21 protein-coding genes are annotated in these 22611 nt (G+C 62.5%); 9 read left to right on the forward strand and 12 right to left on the reverse strand.

What is annotated here, in order from left to right; translation table 11 throughout:
- Positions 1-131: 131 nt before the first annotated feature.
- The 5 genes from ADU59_RS20875 to phnG are packed head-to-tail and all read right to left on the reverse strand — an operon-like array spanning position 132 to position 3625.
- Positions 132-1010 (reverse strand): alpha-D-ribose 1-methylphosphonate 5-phosphate C-P-lyase PhnJ, encoded by an 879-nt coding sequence (locus tag ADU59_RS20875; protein ID WP_068956102.1) that lies wholly within the window; start codon positions 1008-1010, stop codon positions 132-134.
- On the reverse strand, positions 1007-1426 hold the full coding sequence (gene fosX / locus ADU59_RS20880) for a FosX/FosE/FosI family fosfomycin resistance hydrolase (protein ID WP_068956104.1): 420 nt from the start codon (positions 1424-1426) through the stop codon (positions 1007-1009). The genes ADU59_RS20875 and fosX overlap by 4 nt, the downstream gene beginning before the upstream one ends.
- Positions 1423-2535: a carbon-phosphorus lyase complex subunit gene (locus ADU59_RS20885; RefSeq protein ID WP_068956106.1), complete on the reverse strand. Its 1113-nt coding sequence runs from the start codon at positions 2533-2535 to the stop codon at positions 1423-1425. The genes fosX and ADU59_RS20885 overlap by 4 nt, the downstream gene beginning before the upstream one ends.
- A gap of 2 nt (positions 2536-2537) precedes the next feature.
- Positions 2538-3158, reverse strand: coding sequence for a phosphonate C-P lyase system protein PhnH (gene phnH / locus ADU59_RS20890; RefSeq protein WP_068956108.1), 621 nt, complete (start codon positions 3156-3158; stop codon positions 2538-2540).
- Positions 3158-3625 (reverse strand): phosphonate C-P lyase system protein PhnG, encoded by a 468-nt coding sequence (phnG, locus tag ADU59_RS20895; protein WP_068956109.1) that lies wholly within the window; start codon positions 3623-3625, stop codon positions 3158-3160. The genes phnH and phnG overlap by 1 nt, the downstream gene beginning before the upstream one ends.
- Positions 3626-3709: 84 nt before the next feature.
- On the opposite strand from phnG, the gene phnF reads away from it, so the two are divergent.
- On the forward strand, positions 3710-4447 hold the full coding sequence (gene phnF / locus ADU59_RS20900; RefSeq protein ID WP_068956111.1) for a phosphonate metabolism transcriptional regulator PhnF: 738 nt from the start codon (positions 3710-3712) through the stop codon (positions 4445-4447).
- Between the two features lie 59 nt (positions 4448-4506).
- On the opposite strand, the gene ADU59_RS20905 is transcribed toward phnF, so the two are convergent.
- Both ADU59_RS20905 and fba read right to left on the reverse strand, forming a co-directional pair.
- A complete protein-coding gene (locus ADU59_RS20905) occupies positions 4507-5346 on the reverse strand; it encodes a fumarylacetoacetate hydrolase family protein (RefSeq protein ID WP_068956113.1) in 840 nt (279 codons plus the stop codon).
- Between the two features lie 184 nt (positions 5347-5530).
- Positions 5531-6577 carry a class II fructose-bisphosphate aldolase gene (fba, locus tag ADU59_RS20910; RefSeq protein ID WP_068956116.1) on the reverse strand — a complete coding sequence of 349 codons (1047 nt, stop codon included), beginning with the start codon at positions 6575-6577 and terminating at the stop codon, positions 5531-5533.
- A 651-nt stretch (positions 6578-7228) separates the two neighbouring features.
- Here fba and ADU59_RS20915 point away from each other — a divergent pair.
- The 5 genes from ADU59_RS20915 (at position 7229) to ADU59_RS20935 (ending at position 13822) form a co-directional block, all read left to right on the forward strand.
- The gene (locus ADU59_RS20915; protein WP_068956118.1) at positions 7229-8827 is read left to right on the forward strand and encodes a peptide ABC transporter substrate-binding protein; all 1599 of its coding nucleotides are present in this window, start codon (positions 7229-7231) and stop codon (positions 8825-8827) included.
- Positions 8828-8885: 58 nt separating this feature from the next.
- Complete coding sequence (gene oppB / locus ADU59_RS20920) at positions 8886-9809, forward strand: oligopeptide ABC transporter permease OppB (protein ID WP_068956120.1); 924 nt, start codon at positions 8886-8888, stop codon at positions 9807-9809.
- Complete coding sequence (locus ADU59_RS20925; protein WP_068956122.1) at positions 9802-10929, forward strand: ABC transporter permease; 1128 nt, start codon at positions 9802-9804, stop codon at positions 10927-10929. The genes oppB and ADU59_RS20925 overlap by 8 nt, the downstream gene beginning before the upstream one ends.
- Position 10930: 1 nt before the next feature.
- Complete coding sequence (locus tag ADU59_RS20930) at positions 10931-12532, forward strand: ABC transporter ATP-binding protein (protein ID WP_068956124.1); 1602 nt, start codon at positions 10931-10933, stop codon at positions 12530-12532.
- Between the two features lie 378 nt (positions 12533-12910).
- On the forward strand, positions 12911-13822 hold the full coding sequence (locus tag ADU59_RS20935; protein WP_068956126.1) for an SMP-30/gluconolactonase/LRE family protein: 912 nt from the start codon (positions 12911-12913) through the stop codon (positions 13820-13822).
- A 4-nt stretch (positions 13823-13826) separates the two neighbouring features.
- Here ADU59_RS20935 and ADU59_RS20940 read toward each other — a convergent pair whose 3' ends face one another.
- Entirely contained in the window at positions 13827-14741 is a 915-nt protein-coding gene (locus ADU59_RS20940) for a DMT family transporter (protein WP_068956128.1), read from the reverse strand.
- A 261-nt stretch (positions 14742-15002) separates the two neighbouring features.
- Here ADU59_RS20940 and ADU59_RS20945 point away from each other — a divergent pair, with 261 nt between their 5' ends.
- The 3 genes from ADU59_RS20945 to ADU59_RS20955 all read left to right on the forward strand — a co-directional run bounded on the left by ADU59_RS20945 (position 15003) and on the right by ADU59_RS20955 (position 18948).
- Positions 15003-17312, forward strand: coding sequence for an FdhF/YdeP family oxidoreductase (locus tag ADU59_RS20945; protein ID WP_068956130.1), 2310 nt, complete (start codon positions 15003-15005; stop codon positions 17310-17312).
- Positions 17312-17611 carry a hypothetical protein gene (locus ADU59_RS20950; RefSeq protein WP_068956132.1) on the forward strand — a complete coding sequence of 100 codons (300 nt, stop codon included), beginning with the start codon at positions 17312-17314 and terminating at the stop codon, positions 17609-17611. The genes ADU59_RS20945 and ADU59_RS20950 overlap by 1 nt, the downstream gene beginning before the upstream one ends.
- 263 nt (positions 17612-17874) lie before the next feature.
- Entirely contained in the window at positions 17875-18948 is a 1074-nt protein-coding gene (locus tag ADU59_RS20955; protein WP_068956134.1) for a DUF475 domain-containing protein, read from the forward strand.
- A gap of 121 nt (positions 18949-19069) precedes the next feature.
- Here the strand turns inward: ADU59_RS20955 and ADU59_RS30915 are convergent, their stop codons facing one another.
- The 4 genes from ADU59_RS30915 to ADU59_RS20970 all read right to left on the reverse strand — a co-directional run bounded on the left by ADU59_RS30915 (position 19070) and on the right by ADU59_RS20970 (position 22425).
- Positions 19070-19237: a hypothetical protein gene (locus ADU59_RS30915; RefSeq protein ID WP_099050894.1), complete on the reverse strand. Its 168-nt coding sequence runs from the start codon at positions 19235-19237 to the stop codon at positions 19070-19072.
- A gap of 228 nt (positions 19238-19465) precedes the next feature.
- Positions 19466-20983: a tripartite tricarboxylate transporter permease gene (locus ADU59_RS20960; RefSeq protein WP_068956136.1), complete on the reverse strand. Its 1518-nt coding sequence runs from the start codon at positions 20981-20983 to the stop codon at positions 19466-19468.
- Positions 20984-20992: 9 nt separating this feature from the next.
- Positions 20993-21484, reverse strand: a complete 492-nt coding sequence (locus ADU59_RS20965; protein ID WP_068956138.1) for a tripartite tricarboxylate transporter TctB family protein — start codon at positions 21482-21484, stop codon at positions 20993-20995.
- A complete protein-coding gene (locus ADU59_RS20970; RefSeq protein WP_068956141.1) occupies positions 21481-22425 on the reverse strand; it encodes a Bug family tripartite tricarboxylate transporter substrate binding protein in 945 nt (314 codons plus the stop codon). The genes ADU59_RS20965 and ADU59_RS20970 overlap by 4 nt, the downstream gene beginning before the upstream one ends.
- Positions 22426-22611: the final 186 nt, after the last annotated feature.

A 22611-nucleotide genomic window follows, 5' to 3' on the forward strand; every position in this document is an offset into this window, starting at 1 on the left:
CTTGAGGGGGGAGGTCGCCGCAAAGCGGCGGGTGGGGGTGATGGTCAGGGACGGACAAAGGATCACCCCACCCCGGACCTGCGGTCCGACCCTCCCCCTCAAGGGGAGGGTAAAGTTACCTGCCAATCCCCTCATTCCGCAGCCTCCTGCCGCGCCAGCATTTCACCGGCATGACCGTGCGCACGGCGATCCTCGCAATGGTCGGTATCCGAGCAGACGAACATGCGTCCGCCCTTGTCGTCGAGCACGACCTCGTCGAGATAGACCTGCTCGGCTCCGCACAGCGCGCAGGGCTTGTCGAAATGCTGGATCTCGAACGGGTGATCGTCGAAATCGAGGCTGACGACCTCGGTATGGGGCGGCACCGCGTAGATGCGCTTCTCGCGGCCGGCGCCAAACAGCTGCAGCGCTTCCGACATGTGCATTTTCGGATTGTCGAATTTCGGTGTCGGCGAGGGGTCCATGACGTAGCGGCCTTCGACCTTGACCGGATAGGCATAGGTGGTGGCGATATGGCCGTTGCGGGCGATATCCTCATAGAGCTTCACATGCATGAGGCCGTATTCCTCCAGCGCATGCATCTTGCGGGTCTCGGTCTCGCGTGGCTCGAGAAAGCGCAGAGGTTCGGGGATCGGCACCTGATAGACCAGCGTCTGGCCGGCGGTCAGCGTTTCCTCCGGGATGCGGTGGCGCGTCTGGATGATCGTCGCCTCGCGGGTTTTCGTCGTCACCGCGACATTGGCGACCTTCTGGAAGAAGGCGCGGATGGAAACCGCGTTGGTGGTGTCATCGGCGCCCTGGTCGATGACCTTCAGGACGTCATCGGGCCCGAGGATTGCCGCCGTCACCTGCACGCCGCCGGTACCCCAGCCATAGGGCATCGGCATTTCGCGCGAGGCGAAGGGAACCTGATAGCCGGGTATCGAAATGGCTTTCAGGATTGCCCGGCGGATCATCCGTTTGGTCTGTTCGTCGAGATAGGCGAAATTGTATGTGGCAAGGTCCGTCATTCGGCCGCCTCCTTCAAACGGGAATAGGTCTCCAGCCGCCCGGCGAGCGTGCCGGTGTGAAGCTCGAACAGGTGGTTGTCGGCATCGTGGAAATAGATCGATCGTTCCTCGCCGTCGACACGCGGGCGCGGCGGCATGACGTCGAGGCCGAGCGCAAGGATGCGCTCCAGATAGATGTCGATGTCCTCGTCTCGAATCTTGAAGGCGACATGGTTGCAGGTGCGCTCGTTCAAGCTCTTGCCCTCCATGATTGCGATCCACAGATCGCCGATGGTGAAGAATTTTTCCGGCGCATGCGAGAACGGCAGGTCGTCGCTGGCATAGACTTCCTTTGCGCCGAAAACGGTTTCGAGGATGTCGCTCATCCGGTCGAGATCGCTGGTGACGAACGTGATGTGGGAGAGATCCTCGATCATTCCGCCGCCTCCCGCAGGCTATCGTCCTTGCCGGTGCCGGATCGTGCGTCATATTCGGCGCGCATGCGGCGGACGAGATCGAGTTCGGCCTGGAAGTCGACATAGTGCGGCAGCTTCAGGTGCTCGACGAAGCCGGTCGCCTGGACATTGTCGGAATGCGAGATGACGAATTCCTCGTCCTGCGCCGGTGCGACGATATCCTCGCCGAATTCCTCAGCGCGCAGCGCCCGATCGACCAGCGACATGGCCATGGCCTTGCGCTCGCTCTGGCCGAACACCAGGCCGTAGCCGCGGGTGAACTGCGGCGGGTTCTTGGCTGAGCCCTGGAACTGGTTGACCATCTGGCATTCGGTCACCTGGATCGGGCCGAGCGAGACGGCGAAGCCAAGCTCGGGAATATCCAGTTCGACCTCGATTTCGCCGATGCGGATTTCGCCGACGAAGGGATGGGTGCGGGCATAGCCGCGCTGGGTGGAATAGGCGAGCGCCAAAAGGAACCCTTCGTCGCCGCGCGCCAGCGCCTGCAGGCGCAGGTCGCGGTTCAGCGGAAATTCCAGCGGCTCGCGCGTCAGGTCGCCCGGTACATGGTCTTCCGGCATCTGGCCGTCGCCTTCGATCAGGCCTTCGCCGGCGAGAATATCGGAGACCCGCATCATCGAACTTTCATCCGCGGTCCGCCGGCCCGGCTCGGCAACCGGCTCATCCCGCAGCAGCGAGGGGTCGAGCAGGCGGTGGGTATAGTCGAAGGTCGGGCCGAGCAGCTGGCCACCCGGCAGATCCTTGTAGGTGGCCGAAATGCGCCGCTCGATTTTCATCGTCGCGGTATCGACCGGCACCGACATGCCGAAGCGCGGCAGCGTGGTGCGATAGGCGCGCAGAATGAAGATCGCCTCGATCATGTCGCCGCGCGCCTGCCGGACGGCAAGGGCTGCCAGTTCACGATCATAGAGCGAGGCTTCCGCCATGACGCGATCAACGGCAAGGCCAAGCTGGGCGACGATCTGGTCGATGGAGATGGCCGGCAGCGACCGGTCGCCGCGGCGGCGGTCAGCCAGAAGCTGGTGCGCATTGGCGATAGCGGCTTCGCCGCCCTTGACAGCAACATACATGACTAGATCTCCCGACGGCGAAGCTGGGTGGTGCGCGGCAGGCAGAGAATATCGGTGCCGGCCACGAGGATGAGATCGACGCCTCTTGGGAAAAGCGTCCGGTTTTCCGCCCACAGCGTCAGGAAAATCTCCGGCAGACCCTGTGGGGCAACGATGGTCTCACCCTTGATGCCGGGGCCTGTGGCTGCGAATTCGGGGCCGCCATTCAGTGCTGAGATTTCCAGCACCAGCGTCGCCGACCGGTCGGGATATTCCTGCGTGCCAAGCGCGAACTGATCGAAGCCGGGGACAAGACCGCCAGCCTCGATGAAGACGAAACGGGCTTCCGGTTTGACATCCGTCACCGGCGCGCCGGTGTGGAAGGACAGCCAAGCGGGAACGGAGGAGTGAATCAGGGCGGCCGTCAGCCAGACCGGCGTTCCGTCATCGCAAAGGGTGAGCGCGATCGCACCGGCCCCGGCACCAAGCGGAGCGGGCGGTTTTGCCAAGGCGCCCAGCGGCGCGATCGTGCCGGGCCGGGCCATGGCATCCATCAGGGCCCGGAACACCGACTGCGACTGGAAAACCGGATCGGTGAAGGCGCCGGTATAGGCGCTGGCATGAATTTCGGCTTGAGTGCCCATCAGTTGTCTCCCCGGACCATGGTGAAGAAGTCGACCCGCGTCGCCGCGGTCTCTTCCGCCTGCTTGCGGTCTTCCGCGGCGATGCGGTGTTCCACGGCATCGATCAGCTGCTCGACCACCTGCGCATACTCGTGTCGCTGATGGAGTGCGTCGAAGACGGCGGCGAGACGTGCTCTCTCCCGGTCGTTGCCGAGCAGCTGGCCGTGACCGATTTCGCCGGAACCGAGCCGCACCGTGGCGCGGCTGACCGTGGCTTCGCCGAGATTGAACGGGTCACCACCGCCACCGATGCGGCCACGCACCATGACAAGGCCGGTTTCCGGGCCGCGCACGGGATGAACCTCCGGTTTCGGCTCGATGGCCAGCCAGCCCGCCTGCAGCTCCGCGGCGGTGGCGCGCGCCAGAAGGCCCATGGCCCGTTTGCGTCCGTCAGCGGCAGCACCGGTATTTTGTTTGATCGCGTCCATTGCTTCCATCCAAAATGTCTATTAAGCTAGACAACTATACATCTGATGATTTCTTGTAGGACTGCAACGTGACGAGCTTGTGACATGAATGCGAAAAAGACAGTCGAGCGGCAGACCGGTGTCGCCCTCTGGCGGCAGATCGCCGACCTGATCCGGCTGTCGATCAGCAATGGCGACTATGACCAGACGGGCATGGTTCCGCCCGAAACCGTACTGGCCGGTCAGTTCGGCGTCAACCGCCACACCGTTCGCAGCGCGCTGGCAGCCTTGGCCGACGAGGGTCTGGTTCAGGCGATCCAGGGGCGGGGCACGCTGATCCAGCGGAAAGAGCGGCTGAGTTTTCCGATTTCCAGGCGCACCCGCTTCTCGCAGGGCTTGAGCGATCAGGCCCGCGATATCGAAGCCAGGCTGCTGTCGCACGAAACAGTGCCGGCGGCCGGAGAGGTCGCAACGGGGTTGAAGATTGCGCCCGGCACGGCCTGCATCCGGATGGAGCTGGTAAGCAGCGCCGATGGCCGGCCGGTATCCTGTTCCACCAGCTATTTCCCGACGGATCGCTTTGCGGATATGGCTACGCAGTTCGAGCGGCTGGGCTCGATCACCAAGGCCTTTGCGGCGCAGGGGCTGGCCGATTATGTGCGGGTATCGACGGAGCTTGTCGCACGGCATGCCGATTCGGCCGAACTGGCGCTGCTCAGGCTTTCTCCCGGCGCCATCGTCATCGAGGCGACGGCGATCAATGCCGATCCGGACGGTGTGCCGGTGCAGTTTGCCCGCAGCCGCTTCGCCGCCGACCGGGTCAAGCTGAAGATCGAAACCTGAGACCACAAAAAAGGGCGCGATGCCGTGGCACGCGCCCTTTTTTTGTGTGTCCGTCGCGATCAGATGTCGGCGACGAAGGTCTGCTTCTGGGTGCCGAGCCCTTCGATGCCAAGCTCGACGACATCGCCGGCCTTGAGGTACTGCGGCGGCTTGAAGCCCATGCCGACGCCGGGGGGCGTACCGGTCGAGATGATGTCGCCGGGATGCAGCGTCATGAACTGGCTGAGATAGCTGACGACATGCGCAACGCCATAGACCATGGTCTTCGACGATCCGTTCTGTTTGCTCTCGCCATTGACGGTCAGCCACATCTTCAGCTTCTGCGGATCGGCGACTTCGTCCTTGGTGACGAGCCATGGGCCGGTCGGGCCGAACGTGTCGCAGGACTTGCCCTTGGTCCACTGGCCGGAACGCTTGGTCTGGAAATCGCGCTCGGAAACGTCGTTGATGACGCAGTAACCCGCCACATGCTCCAGCGCCTCGGCTTCGGAGACATATTTCGCCTTTTTGCCGATGACGACGCCGAGCTCGACTTCCCAGTCGGTGGCTTGCGAGCCGCGCGGGATGATCACGTCGTCGTTCGGACCGACGATCGCCGACGTGGCCTTCATGAAGATCACCGGCTCCGGCGGCACGGCGGCGCCGGTTTCAGCCGCGTGATCGGCGTAGTTGAGACCGATGCAAATGAATTTGCCGGTTCCGGAGACGCAGGCGCCCAGGCGCGGGCTGCCGTCGACGACCGGCAGGCTGTCGATATCGAGGCTCTTTGTCCAGCCCATGTCGCTGATCGCATCGCCGCCGACATCGGCGATGATGGCGCTCAGATCCCTGATCCGGCCGTCCTTGTCGAGAACACCCGGCTTTTCCGAACCCAGGGGGCCGTACCGCAGAAGTTTCATCTTTTCTCTTCCCTTAAATATCCAGACTGTCGTGCCGCATGACAAATCAAAGGCAGGCCGCGTTGTAAAGCGCTTTTGCCGGTCGTCGTGCGTATCAGCCGTTGGGTCAATCCAGCGGCCCGGCGCATTCAAGGCGGGGCCGGGCGGGCGCGTGGCGGGATCGGCTCCCGCCACGATGCCCTCGTCAGGCAGCCGTCGAATAGGCCTTTGCCATATCGGGCAGGCGTTTGACGCGGATTTTCGAGGCCTGGCCGGCCGCGTTGAAGGCGATGAAGCGTTCCTTGCAAACCTCGACCATGCGGGCGGTCGCCGGCTTCAGATAGTTGCGCGGGTCGAAATTGTCCGGGTGTTGCAGGTGATGCTTGCGGATTTCGCCGGTAAACGCCAGGCGAAGGTCGGTGTCGATATTGACCTTGCGGACACCGAGCGGGATCGCCTTCTGGATTTCATGGACGGGAACGCCCCAGGTCTGCTTCATCTGGCCACCAAATTCGTTGAACAGGTCCTGCAGGTCCTGCGGCACCGAAGACGAGCCGTGCATGACCATGTGGGTGTTCGGCAGGCGCTTGTGGATTCTGGCGATGGTCTCGATCGAGAGGATTTCGCCATCCGGTGCGCGGGTGAACTTGTAGGCGCCGTGGCTGGTGCCGATGGCGACGGCCAATGCATCGACGCCGGTCTTTTCGACGAAATCGAATGCCTGTTCCGGATCGGTCAAAAGCTCCTCGCGCGACAGCTTGCCTTCGAAGCCATGGCCGTCTTCCTTTTCGCCGGCACCCGTTTCCAGATTGCCGAGACAGCCGAGTTCGCCTTCGACCGACACGCCGGCCGCGTGCGCAATCTTCACCACTTCGGCGGTGACGCCGACATTGTATTCGTAGGAGGCGATCGACTTGCCGTCGGCCAGCAACGAGCCGTCCATCATCACCGAGGTAAAGCCGTTGGTGATCGCCGAAATGCAGGTGGAGGGCTGGTCGCCGTGATCGAGATGCAGGCAGACCGGAATATGCGGATATTCCTCTGTCGCGCCCAGGATCAGATGGCGCAGGAAGGCATCGCCCGCATAGGCGCGGGCGCCGCGGCTTGCCTGCAGGATGACCGGAGAATCCGTGGCATCGGCGGCGCGCATGACAGCCTGGATATATTCCAGATTGTTCACGTTGAAGGCGGGCAGCGCGTAATTGTTTTCAGCCGCGTGGTCCAAAAGCTGCCGCAAGGTAATCAATGCCATGTTGAAGTCTCTCCCGTTGTCTTTGCGCCATCCTGCCTGATCACGATGGCGCTCACCTTATTCTCCGCCTGAGCAGAAGTGCTCCCCACAAAAGCCAACTGGTATCGCGACCAGGCCTCCTGGCGAATGTGGGGCGGATTTTCCTGGCACCATAATTGATGATCCGGGTTTGGCAACCGCCGTTGCGCTGGAAATGGGCCCCTTCTGCGAGCGGAAACGTTGCAGGTGGAGCTTTGGGCGCACATTATCCTGCACTTTTTTGCCAATTTGATCGAAGCAACTCTTGATTGAAGTTTTCCGCCTGTGCGCGGTGCGTTCATGGCGGCCGCCTGATGGCAGGTCTCGGGCGACCGCCGAGGATGAACAACACGATCCTGTCTGAGATGAACCATCCGGAGACTGCATATTACGTAAACTGCCGGAAATAATACCCAAACTTGCGCGACGGGCCGCCGGCCTGTCGCTGCCGCAGCGCATCCGCTGGCGCAAATCCGGTGGAAAGCGGCGCGATTGAAATGCAACCAAGGCGCTATAATTCCCTGTCCATCAGCGACATCGCGGCGTTCGCATCACGACAAACAGCCTTGCCAATGAGGAAAAATTGGCATTCTCTCGCCGCTTCAAAACCTAAAAAAGGGGAAGGATAACAAAATGACATTGGCAAAAATCAACCTCCGTACAGCAATTCTGCTCGGATCGATCCTCGTTGGCGCGAGCCCCGTGCTCGCAGAAACCGTGTTGCACCGGGGCAATGCCGGCGAGCCGCAGACGCTCGATCAGGCGCATACCTCGATCAACATCGAAGAGTTCATCCTGAAGGATCTCTATGAAGGCCTGACCATCTATGATGCGGCCGGCAAGATCATTCCGGGTGCGGCCGAATCCTGGAGCCTCTCGGACGACGGCACCGTCTATACCTTCAAGCTGCGCGCAGACGCCAAATGGTCGGATGGCTCTCCGGTCACCGCCGAGGACTTCGTCTTCTCACTTCAGCGCGTCGAGGATCCGAAGACGGCGGCCGGTTACGCCAATATCCTGTTCCCGATCAAGAATGCCGAAAAGGTCAACAAGGGCGAAGTGCCGGTCGATCAGCTCGGCCTCAAGGCCATCGACGACAAGACGCTGGAAATCACCCTTGAGCGCCCGACCCCCTTCTTCCTCGAACTGCTGGCGCACCAGACCGCCCTGCCCGTCTCCAAGGCCAGCGTCGAAAAGAACGGCGCCGATTTCGTCAAGCCGGGTGTGATGGTCTCGAACGGCGCCTACAAGCTCGTCGCCCACACGCCGAACGACAGCCTGACAACGGAAAAGAACCCGGAATACTGGGATGCGGCCAACGTCAAGATCGACAAGGTGATCTTCTACCCGATCGACGACCAGGCGGCCTCCGTGCGCCGGTTCGAGGCCAAGGAAATGGACCTCGCCTACAACTTCTCGGCCGACCAGCTGGAACGCCTGCGCAAGTCCTATGGCGAGCAGGTGCGTGTCTCGCCGACGCTGGCGACCTATTATTATGCCTTCGACACCCGCCAGGAGCCCTATAGCGACGTGCGCGTCCGCCGTGCGCTCTCCATGGCCGTCGATCGCGACTTCCTCGCCAAGGAAATCTACTCGGGCTCGCAGCTGCCATCCTACTCGATGGTGCCTCCGGGCATGGACAATTACGGCGATCCGGCCAAGGCCGATTTCGCCGACAAGTCGCAGCTCGACCGCGAAGATGAAGCACTCAAGCTGATGAAGGAAGCCGGTTACGGTGAGGGCGGAAAGCCGCTTGATATCGAGATTCGCTACAACACCAACCCGAACCATGAACGTGTGGCAACTGCCGTTGCCGACATGTGGAAGAACACGTTCGGCGCCAAGGTGTCGCTGGTCAATCTCGACGTCTCCTCGCACTATGCCTACCTGCAGGAAGGCGGCAAGTTCAATGTCGCCCGCGCTGGCTGGGTAGCCGACTATGCCGACCCCGAAAACTTCCTGGCGCTCAGCCTGTCCTCGAACAAGACCTTCAACTACGGTCACTTCGAGAACCCCGAGTTCGACGCGCTGATGAAGAAGTCCTACGAGGAGATCGATCCGGCCGTTCGCTCCAAGACGCTTCATGAAGCCGAAGCGCTTCTGATGAAGGAACAGCCGATCGCGCCGTTCCTCACCCAGGCCGATCTCTGGCTGGTGTCCGACAAGGTGAAGGGCTGGCAGGACAATGCTGCGAACCAGCATCTGAGCCGCTTCCTGAGCGTTTCCGAATAACGGATTTTGACGCGCGGCAGTCGTTGGCTGCCGCGCGTCACGGTCAGAGAGCAAAACCATGATCTCCTTTGTCCTGCGCCGCCTTGCGAGCGCCGTGCCGACGCTGTTTATCGTCGTCACGATTTCCTTCTTCCTGATGCGGTTTGCCCCCGGCGGCCCCTTCAATCTCGAACGTCCGCTGCCGCCGCAAACCATGGCGAACCTGATGGCGACGTATCATCTGGACCAGCCGCTCTGGAACCAGTACCTCGCCTATATCGGCAATGCGGTGACCGGCGATTTCGGACCCAGCTACATCTACAAGGACAACACCGTCGCCGAACTGATCGGCAAGGGCCTGCCCTATTCGATGGAGCTCGGTTTCTACGCGCTGCTGCTGGCCCTGGTCGGCGGCGTGCTGGCCGGCACGATTGCGGCGCTCCGGCAAAACAGTGCCCTTGATTTCCTGATCATGTCGGTCTCCACCGTCGGCGTCACGGTGCCGAATTTCGTCGTCGGCCCCGTATTGACCCTCGTCTTCGCCATCACGCTCGCCTGGCTTCCGGCCGGCAGCTGGGGTGATGGCTCGCTGCGCTTCCTGATCCTGCCGATGATTGCGCTTGCCTTGCCGCAGCTGGCGGTCTTTGCCCGGCTGACGCGCGGCTCGATGATCGAGGCACTGCACACCGATCATATCCGCACGGCGCGCGCCTATGGCCTGCCGTCGCGCACGGTGGTCATCACCCATGCGATGCGCGCCGCCATGCTGCCGGTGGTTTCCTATCTGGCGCCGGCAGCGGCAGCCCTGCTCACCGGCTCGGCCGTGGTCGAGACGATCTTCACCATTCCCGGCGTCGGCCGCTATTTCGTGCTCGGCGCGATCAACCGCGATTACACGCTGGTAATGGGAACCGTGGTGCTGATCGCCATCTTCGTCATCGTCTTCAATCTTCTGGTCGATATTCTCTACGGCCTTCTCGATCCGAGGGTTCGCCATGACTGATATCGCCACCACGCCGCTGCCGCCGGAAACGGCCAGCAGAAGCCTGTTTCAGCTTGCCACCATGCGTTTTCGCCGCAACCGTGCCGCCATGGCCGGTTGCGTCACGCTGGTGCTGATCACGCTGTTTTCCTTCCTCGGCCCCTATTTCATCAGCCACACCTACGACCAGGTCTTTCCGTCCTACGTCTCGATCCCGCCGAGCTTCGAGCCCCGGCCGGACGCATCGAGCCTGCAGGCGGTGATGGAAGGCGTGGCCGGACGGGCGCGCGTTACCCTCAAGGAGTTTGCCGTCGATGGCCAGACGTTTACGGCCACCGTGACCTCGGACACGCCGATCGACCCGCGCACCACGCGCTATTTCGACCGCGCCAACGAATTCGACAGCACACAGGTGGTGGCGACCGAGGACGACGGCAAGACGCTGAAGCTGACCGGTCAGGTGTCGCGGGAATATTTCCTGTTCGGCACCGATTCCAACGGCCGCGACCTGATGGCCCGCGTCATGCTCGGCGGCCAGATCTCGATCGCTGTCGGCCTGCTGGCCAGCCTCGTCTCGCTCTCGATCGGCGTTCTCTACGGTGCCACCTCCGGCTATATCGGCGGCCGCATCGACAATGTCATGATGCGGTTTGTCGAAATTCTCTATTCGCTGCCCTTCGTCTTCCTCGTCGTCGTGCTCGTCGTGTTCTTCGGCCGCTCGTTCATCCTGATCTTCCTCGTCATCGGCGCTGTGGAATGGCTGGACATGGCCCGTATCGTGCGCGGCCAGACATTGGCGCTGAAACGGCGCGAATTCATCGGCGCGGCACAGGCGCTGGGCTTGACCGACTGGCAGATCATCCGCCGCCACATTATCCCCAATACGATCGGCCCTGTGGTGGTCTTCGTCACTGTCGTGGTTCCGAAGGTCATCCTGCTCGAAAGCTTCCTTTCCTTCCTCGGCCTCGGCGTTCAGGCGCCGCTGACGAGCTGGGGCGCGCTGATCGCCGAAGGCGCCAACAATATCCAGTCGGCGCCCTGGCTCTTGATCTTCCCGGCGATCTTCTTCGTCCTCACCCTGTTCTCGCTGAACTTCGCCGGCGACGGCCTGCGCGATGCGCTCGACCCGAAGGACCGCTGACATGACTGATTCACGGGAAACAATTCTCGCTGTGCGCAGCCTCAAGGTCACCTTCACGACGCCGGATGGCGACGTGCAGGCGGTCAAGGGCATCGATCTCGACATCAAGGCCGGGGAAACACTGGCCGTGGTGGGCGAGAGCGGTTCCGGCAAGAGCCAGACGATGATGGGCATCATGGGCCTGCTGGCCGGCAACGGCCGGGTCACCGGCTCGGCAAAGTATCGCGGCCAGGAACTGGTCGGACTGCCGCTGAAGGCGCTCAACAAGGTGCGCGGCGCCAAGATCACCATGATCTTCCAGGAACCGATGACCTCGCTCGATCCGCTCTATACGATCGGCCGGCAGATTGCCGAACCGATCGTCCATCATCGCGGCGGCACGTTCAAGCAGGCCCGTGCCCGCGTGCTGGAGCTGCTCGAGCTCGTCGGTATTCCCGATCCCGCGCGGCGGATCGACAGCTATCCGCATGAAATGTCCGGCGGCCAGCGTCAGCGCGTGATGATCGCCATGGCGCTTGCCAACGATCCCGACATCCTGATTGCCGACGAGCCGACGACGGCGCTCGATGTCACCATCCAGGCGCAGATCCTCGACCTGCTCAACAAGCTGCAGGCCAAGTTCGGCATGGCGGTGGTGCTGATCACTCATGATCTCGGCATCGTCCGCCACTTTGCCAGCCGCGTCGCGGTCATGCGCCGGGGCGAGGTGGTGGAGACGGGAACGACGGCGGATATCTTCGAGCGGCCGCAGGCGGACTATACCAAGATGCTGCTGGCCGCCGAGCCGCATGGCCGCAAGCTGTCGCCCGGCGACAAGGTGCCCATCATTCTCGAAGGCCGGAATGTCGCGGTGGACTATGCCACAGGCGGCGGGCTGTTCGGCAGCTCCGCCGGGATTTTTCGTGCCGTCGATGGCGTCAATATCCGGCTGAGGGAAGGCCAGACCATCGGCATCGTCGGCGAATCCGGCTCGGGCAAATCGACACTCGGCCGCGCGCTTCTGCGGCTGGTGCCGAGCACCGGGCGCTACCAGTTCGGCGCGACCAACATCTCAGATTTTGGCCGCTCCGCCATGCGGCCGCTGCGCCGGCAATTGCAGCTGGTCTTCCAGGACCCCTACGGATCGCTGTCGCCACGCCAGACGGTCGGCGAGATCATCACCGAGGGGCTCTATGTCCACGAGCCGCAATTGAGCCGGGCCGAGCGCGACAAGCGGGCGATCGAGGCGCTCAAGGAAGTCCGCCTCGACCCGGCCGCCCGCAACCGCTATCCGCACGAATTCTCCGGCGGCCAGCGCCAGCGCATCGCCATTGCCCGGGCCATCATCCTCAAGCCCAAGGTCGTTATCCTCGACGAACCGACCTCGGCGCTCGATCGCTCGGTACAGGGACAGGTCATCGACCTCCTGCGCGATCTGCAGACGGCGCACGGGCTCTCCTATATCTTCATCAGCCACGATCTTTCCGTGATCAAGGCGATGTCGGATTATGTGGTGGTGATGAAAAACGGCAAGATCGTCGAGGAAGGCGAGACCGACGCGATCTTCGACGCACCGCGCGAAAGCTACACGCAAACCCTGATGAGCGCCGCCTTCACGGCGTGAGCGCGGACGAATTCCAGGGGGCAGCCACGGTTCGCACCGCGGCCTCGTGCCCCTCATCCGCCCTGTCGGGCACCTTCTCCCCGTCATAACGGGGAGAAGGACCAAGCGGCAAACTCCGTCATTCCCTCTCCCCGCGTGCGGGGAGAGGGCTAGGGTGAGGGGCTAAGCCAACCGGGAATTCCGCAGTATCGTGAACTGAGATGACATCCCCATGCGGGCTTCTGCAGTGCTCTGAAACCGCTGCACAACTTTGGCGACGATCCAATTTCAGTTTGGGACGTTATGCAATAGGCTGCGTTCGCGGAGCCCTCCCTGCATGATCTTGCTTTGGTAGAGTGGAAGCGCAAAGCAGCAACCTTGAAACCATTGGAACACACCATGCCCGGCCCATCGCTTTACGAAATCCATGATCCCCGTTTTCGGTCGCTGATCGTCGGCAGCGCCGCGCTTGAGGAGCTTTATTCCGGCTGCCGCTGGGCCGAAGGACCGGTCTGGTTCGACGATGCGCAGCAGCTTTTGTGGAGTGACATTCCCAACCAGCGGATGTTGCGCTGGGTGCCCGATGGCGGCGTCTCCGTGTACCGCACCCCCTCGAACTTCGCCAACGGTCATACGCGCGACCGGCAGGGCCGGCTGATCTCCTGCGAACATGGTACCCGCCGTGTCACCCGCACGGAAGCCGATGGTTCGATCACCGTTCTGGCCGACAGCTTTGAGGGCAAGCGGCTGAACTCGCCCAATGATGTCGTGGTGCGCTCGGACGGCAGCATCTGGTTCAGCGATCCGACCTACGGCATCCTGTCCGATTATGAGGGCTATAAGGCAGCGCCCGAGCAGGCGCTGCGCAGCGTCTACCGGCTCGATCCGGTAACCGGCGAACTGACGGCCGCCGCCAGCGACTTCCTCCAGCCGAACGGGCTTGCCTTCTCGGTGGACGAAACCCGGCTCTATGTCGCCGACAGCGGCACCAATCCGGACGATACGGCGCCCGCCCATATCCGCGTCTATGATGTGGATGGTGCGCGCCTCAGCAATCCCGGCGTCTTCTGCCGCCTCGACGAGGGCCGCCCGGATGGATTCCGCCTCGATACGAACGGCAATCTCTGGACCAGCGGCGGCCATGCGGTGCATTGTTTTGCGCCGGACGGAACCCTGCTCGGCAAGATCCGTATCCCGCAGGGCGTCTCAAACCTTACCTTCGGCGGCCCGCGCCGCAACCGGCTGTTCATCACAGCGACGCAATCGCTCTATTCGATCTACGTGACGGCAACGGGCGTGCAGCGGCCGTAAGATCCTATTCGCTGATCCCGCCTCGGCGCTTCAGCTGCTGTTCGCGGAAGAAGATGAACAGGCCGGAGGCAACGATTAGCGCGGCGCCGATGATCACCGTCCAGTGGGGCGTATCGCCAAAGAAGATCCAGCCGAAGACGACGGCCCAGAACAGAAGCGTATATTGCAGCGGCACGACGGTGGCCGCGTCCGCCAGCTTGAGCGAGCGGCTGACGAGAATATGGGCAAGCATGGCGACGATGCCGAGAAGGCTGAGGCAGAGCACGGCCTGCATATCCAGCGGCGCCCAGCCGGCCGGATTGGCACCGACCCCGACCAGCGAAAAGATCAGCGCACCGCTCAGCTGCCAGAAGATCAGCGTCGTATCGGGCGTCGAGCGCAGCGTCCGCCCTAAAAGCAGGGCAAAGGCAAAGGCGGCGCTGCCGACGAGCGCGATCAGCGCCGGCACCGAAAAACTTTTGGATGACGGTTCGAGCGCGACAAGCACCCCGGCAAAGCCGATGAGAATTGCCGTCCACCGCCGCCAGCCGACCTTCTCGCCCAACAGGAACGGCGAGGCTGCGGCCACATAGATCGGGGCTGCCAGCCAATAGGTCATGGTGTCGGCAAGCGGCATATAGGCGACGGCAAAATAGAAGGCGGATGCATCGACGGCAAAGAGCAGGGCGCGCAGGGCATGCAGCCAGGGCCGATCGACCAAGATTAGGCTGCGCCAGCCGCGCTTGATGAAAAACGGCGTCAGCACGATCAGCGCCGCGACGCTGCGGATGGTCATCAGCTGGCTGACCGAATAGGTCGAAACCAGCCATTTTCCCATGACGTCGTTGAGCGAGAACATCAGCATGCCGAGCAGCATGATCAAGACGCCGTTGCGGGCGGCGTTCGATGTCTGGGCGGTGGGCGCTGTTTCGACAGTCATTGGCAAAGGTTCCGGAAAAGATGCCCGCCACTCGCATATTCCCGTGCATCAATCCATCCCTGAAAAAGTATGGTTCGATGAACAATCGGAATGTGAGCGACCCTATCCCTTTGATTTTGCAGTGCAACATGATAGAAGTTTTCTATCGATAGATGCGAAGTACGCCATTGAAAGAACACTGAAATTCGGCCAAAAGCGTATTCAGGCCGGTTTTTTGGTCGTGTTTCTTCTATCATCCAGGCGTCAAAGGTCGCTGCGTTCATGGGCAAGACTGTTTTCATCGGCAAACGTTCCAATGCTGCAGGCGGCTGGGGCGCGCTGAAAAGCTGCGGCAAGCGGCTTTTGGAAAGCGGTTCGCCGATTTCGGGCGCCCGCGCCCTCATGAAGGCCAACCAGCCCGATGGTTTCGACTGCCCGGGCTGTGCCTGGGGCGACCCGGAACATGGGTCCTCGTTCGAATTCTGCGAAAACGGCGTCAAGGCCGTCGCCTGGGAAGCGACCGACAAGCGCACCCCACCCGATTTCTTTGCCGCCCATACCGTCACCGCCCTCCAGTCCTGGAGTGATTACGAACTGGAGCAGCAGGGGCGGCTCACCCATCCCATGCGCTACGATCGCGCAACCGACACCTATGTCCGCGTCAGCTGGGATGCCGCCTTTACCGAGATCGGCGCAATCCTCAACAGTTTCGACACGCCGGACCGGGCGGAATTCTACACCTCCGGCCGCGCCTCCAACGAAGCCGCCTTCCTCTACCAGCTGTTCGTCCGTCTCTACGGCACCAACAATTTTCCCGACTGCTCCAACATGTGCCACGAGGCAAGCGGCGTCGCCATGAAGCAGGCGGTGGGCGTCGGCAAGGGCACGGTGCTGCTGGAGGATTTCGAGAAGGCAGATGCGATCTTCGTCATCGGCCAGAACCCCGGCACCAACCATCCGCGCATGCTGGGCGATCTGCGCCGGGCTGCGACACGCGGCGCCAGGATCACCGTTTTCAATCCGGTGCGCGAACGCGGGCTGGAGCGTTTCGCCGACCCTCAGGACAAGCTGGAAATGCTGCGCGGCGGCTCGACCGAGATTGCCAGCGACTATTTCCAGCCCCGTCTTGGTGGCGACATGGCGGCCGTGCGCGGCATGGCGAAGGCGGTTTTCGCAGCCGACGACGCAGCGCTTGCAGCAGGCGAACCCTCCGTCCTTGACCATGATTTTCTCAGCCGGCATACGGCGGATTTCGAAGCCTATCGTGCTGCCGTCGATGCGACGGGTTGGGATGCAATCGAGGACCAGTCCGGATTGACGCGCGCCGAGATCGAGCGCGCGGCGGCGACCTATCTCGGTGCCGAACGGGTAATCTGCACCTGGGCGATGGGCGTGACCCAGCATCGTCATTCGGTGATCACCATCCGCGAGATCGCCAATTTCATGATGCTGCGTGGCAATATCGGCAAGCCGGGGGCTGGCCTCTGCCCGGTGCGCGGCCATTCCAACGTGCAGGGCGACCGCACGGTCGGCATCAACGAGAAGGCGCCGGCCGCCTTCCTCGATGCCTTGGAAAAGGAATTCGACTTCAGGGCGCCGCGCAAGGAGGGCCACAATGTGCTCGCCGCCATCGGCGCCATGCTCGACGGCTCGGCCCGGGCCTTCATCGGCCTTGGCGGCAATTTTGCCCGCGCCACGCCGGACAGCCCGCTCATTGCCGGGGCTCTGGCCCGCCAGAAGCTGACGGTCAATATCGCCACCAAGCTCAATCATTCGCATCTGATGCCGGGCGAAACCAGCTTCATCCTGCCGTGCCTTGGCCGTACCGAGATCGACCGGAATTCCAAGGGCGTCAGCCAGATCGTCACGGTCGAGGATTCGATGAGCATGGTGCACGGCTCGGGTGGCATCAACAAGCCGGCATCGCCGGAACTGCGCTCCGAAGTCGCCATCATCGCCGGCATCGCGGCGGCGACCGTCGGTTCGGTAAAGGTCGATTGGGCAGCGCTTGCCGACGACTACGACCTGATCCGCGATCATATCGCCCGGGTCATTCCGGGTTTCGAAGATTATAACGTGCGCGTCCGCAAGCCGCGCGGTTTTCACCTGCGCAACACGGCTGCAAACCGTGAGTGGGAAACACCGGCCGGCCGCGCGACGTTCTGGACCGGGCCGCTGCCTGCCGCCGTGGAACATCAGATCGCCCGCGATCAGCAGGGTGTCTTCGTGCTGCAGACCTTCCGCTCGCACGACCAGTACAACACGACGATCTACGGTATGGACGACCGCTATCGCGGCGTCTACGGCGAACGCAACGTCGTCTTCATCAACCCGGCCGATCTGGCAGACCTCGGTGCGGAGGCCGGCGACCGCGCCGATGTCATCGGCCGGAGCAGCGATGGCATCTCCCGTATCGCCAGCGACTTCCGCTTCGTGCCCTATGATATTCCGCGCGGTTGCGTCGCCGGCTATTACCCCGAGCTCAATGTGCTGGTGCCGCTGTCGAGTGCCGGCGACCAGAGCGATACCCCGACCTCGAAATCGGTGCTCGTCTCGTTTCGCACGCGAACTGCGGCCGCAGACGCGGCCTGATGCCGGAGAGTGGATCCGAAGCGGATTTCCTTGCCCTGGTCGAGGCGCTGCGCCGGCAGGACGCGACGCTTTCGCCGCTGACGGCGGCCCTCGTCGTGGCCGTATGGTGTGGCATTGCTGCGGACAGCCGCACGTTTGCCAGACTGTTCGGCATCGCCCATGCGCTTGTTCTGCGCGAGATCAACATGCTCGCCGGGCCGGATGCGCCCCTCGATATCGTCCGGCGCGAAAGCCGCACGCAGAGAACGCATCTCAAGCTTTCAGCAAAAGGCGAGGCTCTTTGCCGCCTGCTCCCTTGACCTTGGCCAAAGGATCGCTAAGTAAGGAACAACTCCGCGGTGCAGGGCATTTCAACACGCCTGCGGGGTGAACCTGATACCGGGCCCCTCTGGCGAGAGTTTTACGGCGCTCTCGTGATGTCGGTATCACCCGCAAATAAGCCGGCGGACTATCAGCAAATGACACTCCACCTCATGCGTTCTTCGCATGCCGAGCATGGCATGCGGGATTTTTTCATCTATTCCACTCCCGCCCTCAGCCTTGACGGATCGGAGGTGCGGCCATGACCACCGCTCCCCAGACTTCGGCACTCGGCTATTTCAAATGGGCCTTCATCGTCACGGCGGCGGGCCTTGCGCTCGGCGCCTGGCTCGGCTGGACAACCACCGGAACGATCGGCGGCATGGCCACGGTCTTCTTCGTCTGTACGGTGCTTGCCGTACTGGAAATCTCGCTCTCCTTCGACAATGCCATCGTCAACGCCAACAAGCTGAAGGAAATGACGCCGGTCTGGCAGCACCGCTTCCTGACCTGGGGCATCGTCATTGCCGTCTTCGGCATGCGTATCGTCTTCCCGCTGCTGATCGTGGTGATCGCCGCCAATATCGGGCCGATCGACGCCCTCGTGCTGGCGGCCGCGCGTCCGGAAGAATATGCCCGCATCATGAACGAGGCGCATCTGCCGATCGCCGCGTTCGGCGGTACCTTCCTGATGATGGTCGGCCTGAAATTCTTCTTCGACCATGAGAAGGATGTGCACTGGATCAAGGCGCTGGAACGCAACATGTCCCGGTTCGCTTCGATCAAGGGTGTGGAAATTGCCTTCGTGCTGGCGCTGATCCTGGTGTTTTCATCGTTTCTCGAAGGCGCGGAATCCACGACCTTCGTCTATTGCGCCATCTACGGCCTTTTGACCTTCCTCGCAGTCGAGGTTGTCGGCGGGTTGCTCGATGCGTCGCAGCAGACGATGAGCGCGGCGGCAAAGGGCGGCCTTGGCGCCTTCATCTATCTGGAAGTGCTGGATGCCAGCTTCTCCTTCGACGGCGTGATCGGCGCCTTCGCCTTGACGCAGAACCTGTTCGTCATCGCCATCGGTCTGGGTATCGGCGCCATGTACGTGCGCTCGATGACCATCATGCTGGTGGAAAAGGGAACGCTTGCCGAATACCGCTATCTGGAACACGGCGCCTTCTACGCGATCCTGATCCTCTCGGTGATCATGTATTGCCAGACGCTGGTGCATATCCCGGAAGTGATCACCGGCCTTGGCGGAGCAGCCCTGATCGGCGTCTCGCTCTGGTCGTCGATCCGCCACAACAGGCGGGAACAGGCCGGGCACGCACAGGCCGAAGCATAGGGTTCGACAAACGCCCAAACAAAAAATCCGCCAATCGCATGATTGGCGGATTTTTTTATGGATGAAATCAGTTTCGGCCGGCAGGCCCATGGCGCGCTATGACAGCGCGCCGGGTCCGCAATTAGCCGCGCTTGACGGAATGGAAGTTCTTCGGATCGATCCCAAGCGTATAGAGGTCGCGGTCCATCGGACGGCGGCGGCCCTCGACAGCCGCGGCAACGGCCGTGGCCGCGCCGAAGATGGCGATGGCATTACCGAAAAAGCCTCGGGCAGATTTACGGGCACTCATCTCTTTGCTCACTTTCCTAAGTTGTTCATCGTGTTGTTCGATGACAGGAATATGAGGCCTCGAAGATGTGTTTACAACGCACAGGAATTCATCCCAGCCATGCAAATAGAAAAGGCCCGGTTAACATGTGCTAACCGGGCCTTTTCTTGTGACGGTCTTGGGAGGAGCGTCTCCTGGATTCGAGAGCATCTTATCCGCATGGGGCCGTTTTGCCCGATACGGGATGCTCTAGTCTTCGTTGGCGGCAAGCTGCGAAAGCACTTCACCACGCCCACGCGCCCGCAGGATCAGCGGTACGATCAGAGCGGCTGCGGCAATCACCAGGAGGGTGGCGGCGACCGGTGATGTGAACAGCACGGTGACGTCGCCCTGGCTGATGGCCAGCGCCCGGCGCAGCTGCTGCTCGGCCAGCGGCCCGAGGATCAGGCCGACGACGACCGGCGCGATCGGGTAGCCGAAGATGCGCATGACATAGCCGAGGACGCCGAAGGCCAGCAGCATGCCGAGTTCGAACACCGAAGGATTGGCGCCGATGGTGCCGAGCGTCGCAAACAGCAGGATGCCGGCATAGAGCCAGGGCTTCGGGATGGTCAGAAGCTTCACCCAGAGGCCGACCAGCGGCAGGTTCAGTACCAAAAGCATGAAGTTGGCGATGAGCAGGCTGGCGATCAGGCCCCAGACGAGCTGCGGGTTGGTGGCAAACAGCAGTGGACCGGGCTGCAGGCCATATTGCTGGAAGCCTGCCAGCATGATCGCCGCGGTCGCCGTGGTCGGCAGGCCGAGCGTCAGCAGCGGAACGAGCGTGCCCGCGGCGGAGGCGTTGTTGGCCGCTTCCGGCCCTGCGACGCCTTCAATGGCGCCGTGGCCGAATTCTTCCGGATGTTTGGACAGCCGTTTTTCAGCCGCATAGGAGAGGAATGTGCCGATTTCGGCGCCGCCGGCCGGCATCGCGCCGATCGGGAAGCCGATCGCCGTTCCGCGCAGCCAGGCCTTCCAGGAGCGGGCCCAGTCCTGACCGGTCATCCAGACCGATCCCTTGACCGCCTCGATCTTGTCCGGCCCCAGGTTGCCTTGCGCGGCGATGAACAGCGATTCACCGATGGCGAACATGGCAACGGCCAAGGTCGTCACCTCGACGCCATCCAGCAGATCGGGAATGCCGAAGCTCATGCGTGCCTGGCCGGTCAACTGGTCGATGCCGATGATCGCCAGCGCAAAGCCGATGAACAGCGAGGTCAGCCCGCGCAGGGTCGAATCGCCGAAAGCCGAGGAGACGGTGACGAAGGCAAGGACCATCAGTGCGAAATATTCGCGCGGACCGAAGACCAGAGCCAGCTTGACGACGAACGGCGCGATGAAGGCGAGCGCCAGCGTGGCGATCAGACCGGCGACGAAGGAGCCGATGGCGGCTGTCGCCAGCGCCGGCCCGCCGCGTCCGGCCCGGGCCATCTTGTTGCCCTCGAGCGCGGTGACGATGGAAGCGCTTTCCCCCGGCGTGTTCAGCAGGATCGAGGTGGTCGAGCCGCCGTACATGCCGCCGTAATAGATACCGGCGAACATGATCAGCGAACCGCCCGGATCGAGCTTGTAGGTGACCGGCAGGAGCAGCGCCACGGTCAGCGCCGGGCCGATGCCGGGCAGAACGCCGACGGCGGTTCCAAGCGTCACGCCGATCAGCGCATAGAGCAGGTTCATCGGCTGGGCGGCGACGAGCATGCCCTGCATCAGGAAATCGAAAGTGTTCATGTCAGGGCCTTACCAAAACAGATGTTCGAGCGGACCGGCCGGCAGCGACAGCTGCAAGAGGCCTGCAAAGATCAGCCAGACCCCGAGACAGATCGCGATGCCGATGGGGATCGTGAACCACAGCTTGCGCTTGCCGAAGCCGGCGGCGGTCAAGGCAAAGAGCAGGCCGGTCGCGACCGAGAAGCCGAGCGGCTTCAGCAGCAGCATCTGCGCGGCGAGACCGCCGACGATCCAGATGACTGGACCGAACTCCTGGCGATCGCGCACTGGAAAATCGCCGCGGAGCGCCTCGAAAACAGTCCATGCGGCCAGGAAAAGCAGGCCGCAGGCAATGACGAACGGGATGGTCGCCGGGCCGATGCCGGAATAGCTGACGATCGTGGCAAGCCGGGACGTATCCCAGAAGATCAGGCCGGCGAGCGCCGCCAGAAACGCGGCGATGAAAAGCGCCGCCCGGTCGGGGCGGCGTTTCTGTGTCAAAGGGGTGTTGCCCTTGCTCATTGAACCAGACCAATGTCCTTGAGGACGCCTTCGGTTGCCGAAACGTCCTTGGCCAACTGTTCGTTGAAGGCGTCACCGGCAAGGTAGGTATCCTGCCAGCCCTTGGTCTTCAGGGTTTCCTGCCAGCCGGCGGATTTTGCCAGCTTTTCGATATCGGCCGAAACGGCCGCCTTCTGCTCGTCGCTCAGGCCGGGGGCGGCGGCGATCATGCGCCAGTTTTCAACGACGACATCGAGGCCGCCTTCCTTGATGGTCGGGGCGTCGATGCCGGCAATGCGCTCGGCGCTCGATACGGCCAGAAGCCGCAGCGTGCCGGACTTGATCTGGCTTTCAAACTCGCCGTAACCGGAAATGCCGGCTGTCACCTGGCTGCCGAGAATGGCGGCAAGGGCTTCACCACCGCCGGAAAACGCGATGTAGTTGATCTTGGTCGGATCGACGCCAGCCGCCTTGGCAATCAGGCCGACGGCGATATGGTCGGTGCCGCCGGCAGAGCCGCCGCCCCAGGAGACCGCGCCCGGATCCTTCTTCAGCGCCTCGACGAGATCGCCCATGGTCTTCAGCGGCGAATCCGCCGGAACGACGATCGCTTCGTATTCGCCGGTCAGGCGGGCGATCGGCGTGACGTCCTTGAGCGTGACGGGCGATTTGTTGGTGAGGATGGCGCCGACCATGACGTAGCCGCCGACGATCAGGGCATTGGCGTTGCCGGCCGACTGGCTGGCGAACTGCGCAAGGCCGATGGTGCCGCCGGCGCCGGGCACGTTCTGTACCTGAACATTGCCGGAAATGCCTTCGGACTGCATCACCGACTGGATCGAACGTGCCGTCTGATCCCAGCCGCCGCCCGGGTTGGCCGGAGCGATGATGGTGTAGTCGGCGGCGACGGCCGGCAGGGCAAGAGCGCCGGCGAGAATGGATGCCAGAAAAAACTGTTTCAAGGATAGTCCTCCGTCAGGCGCGCTCGTTGTTCGGCGTGCACAGTGTTCATCTTTGCGGACGGGGATGGCTCATCGGTACAAATCGGGCGCGGCAGCCTTCAAGGCTCGCCTTTGCGCCGGGTCTGATGAAACTCCTCCCATACGCCTCGATCGTCCGCCTCCACGGACGATGAAGACCTGCAAGGC

The organism is Pararhizobium polonicum, assembly GCF_001687365.1.
Taxonomy (GTDB): domain Bacteria; phylum Pseudomonadota; class Alphaproteobacteria; order Rhizobiales; family Rhizobiaceae; genus Pararhizobium; species Pararhizobium polonicum.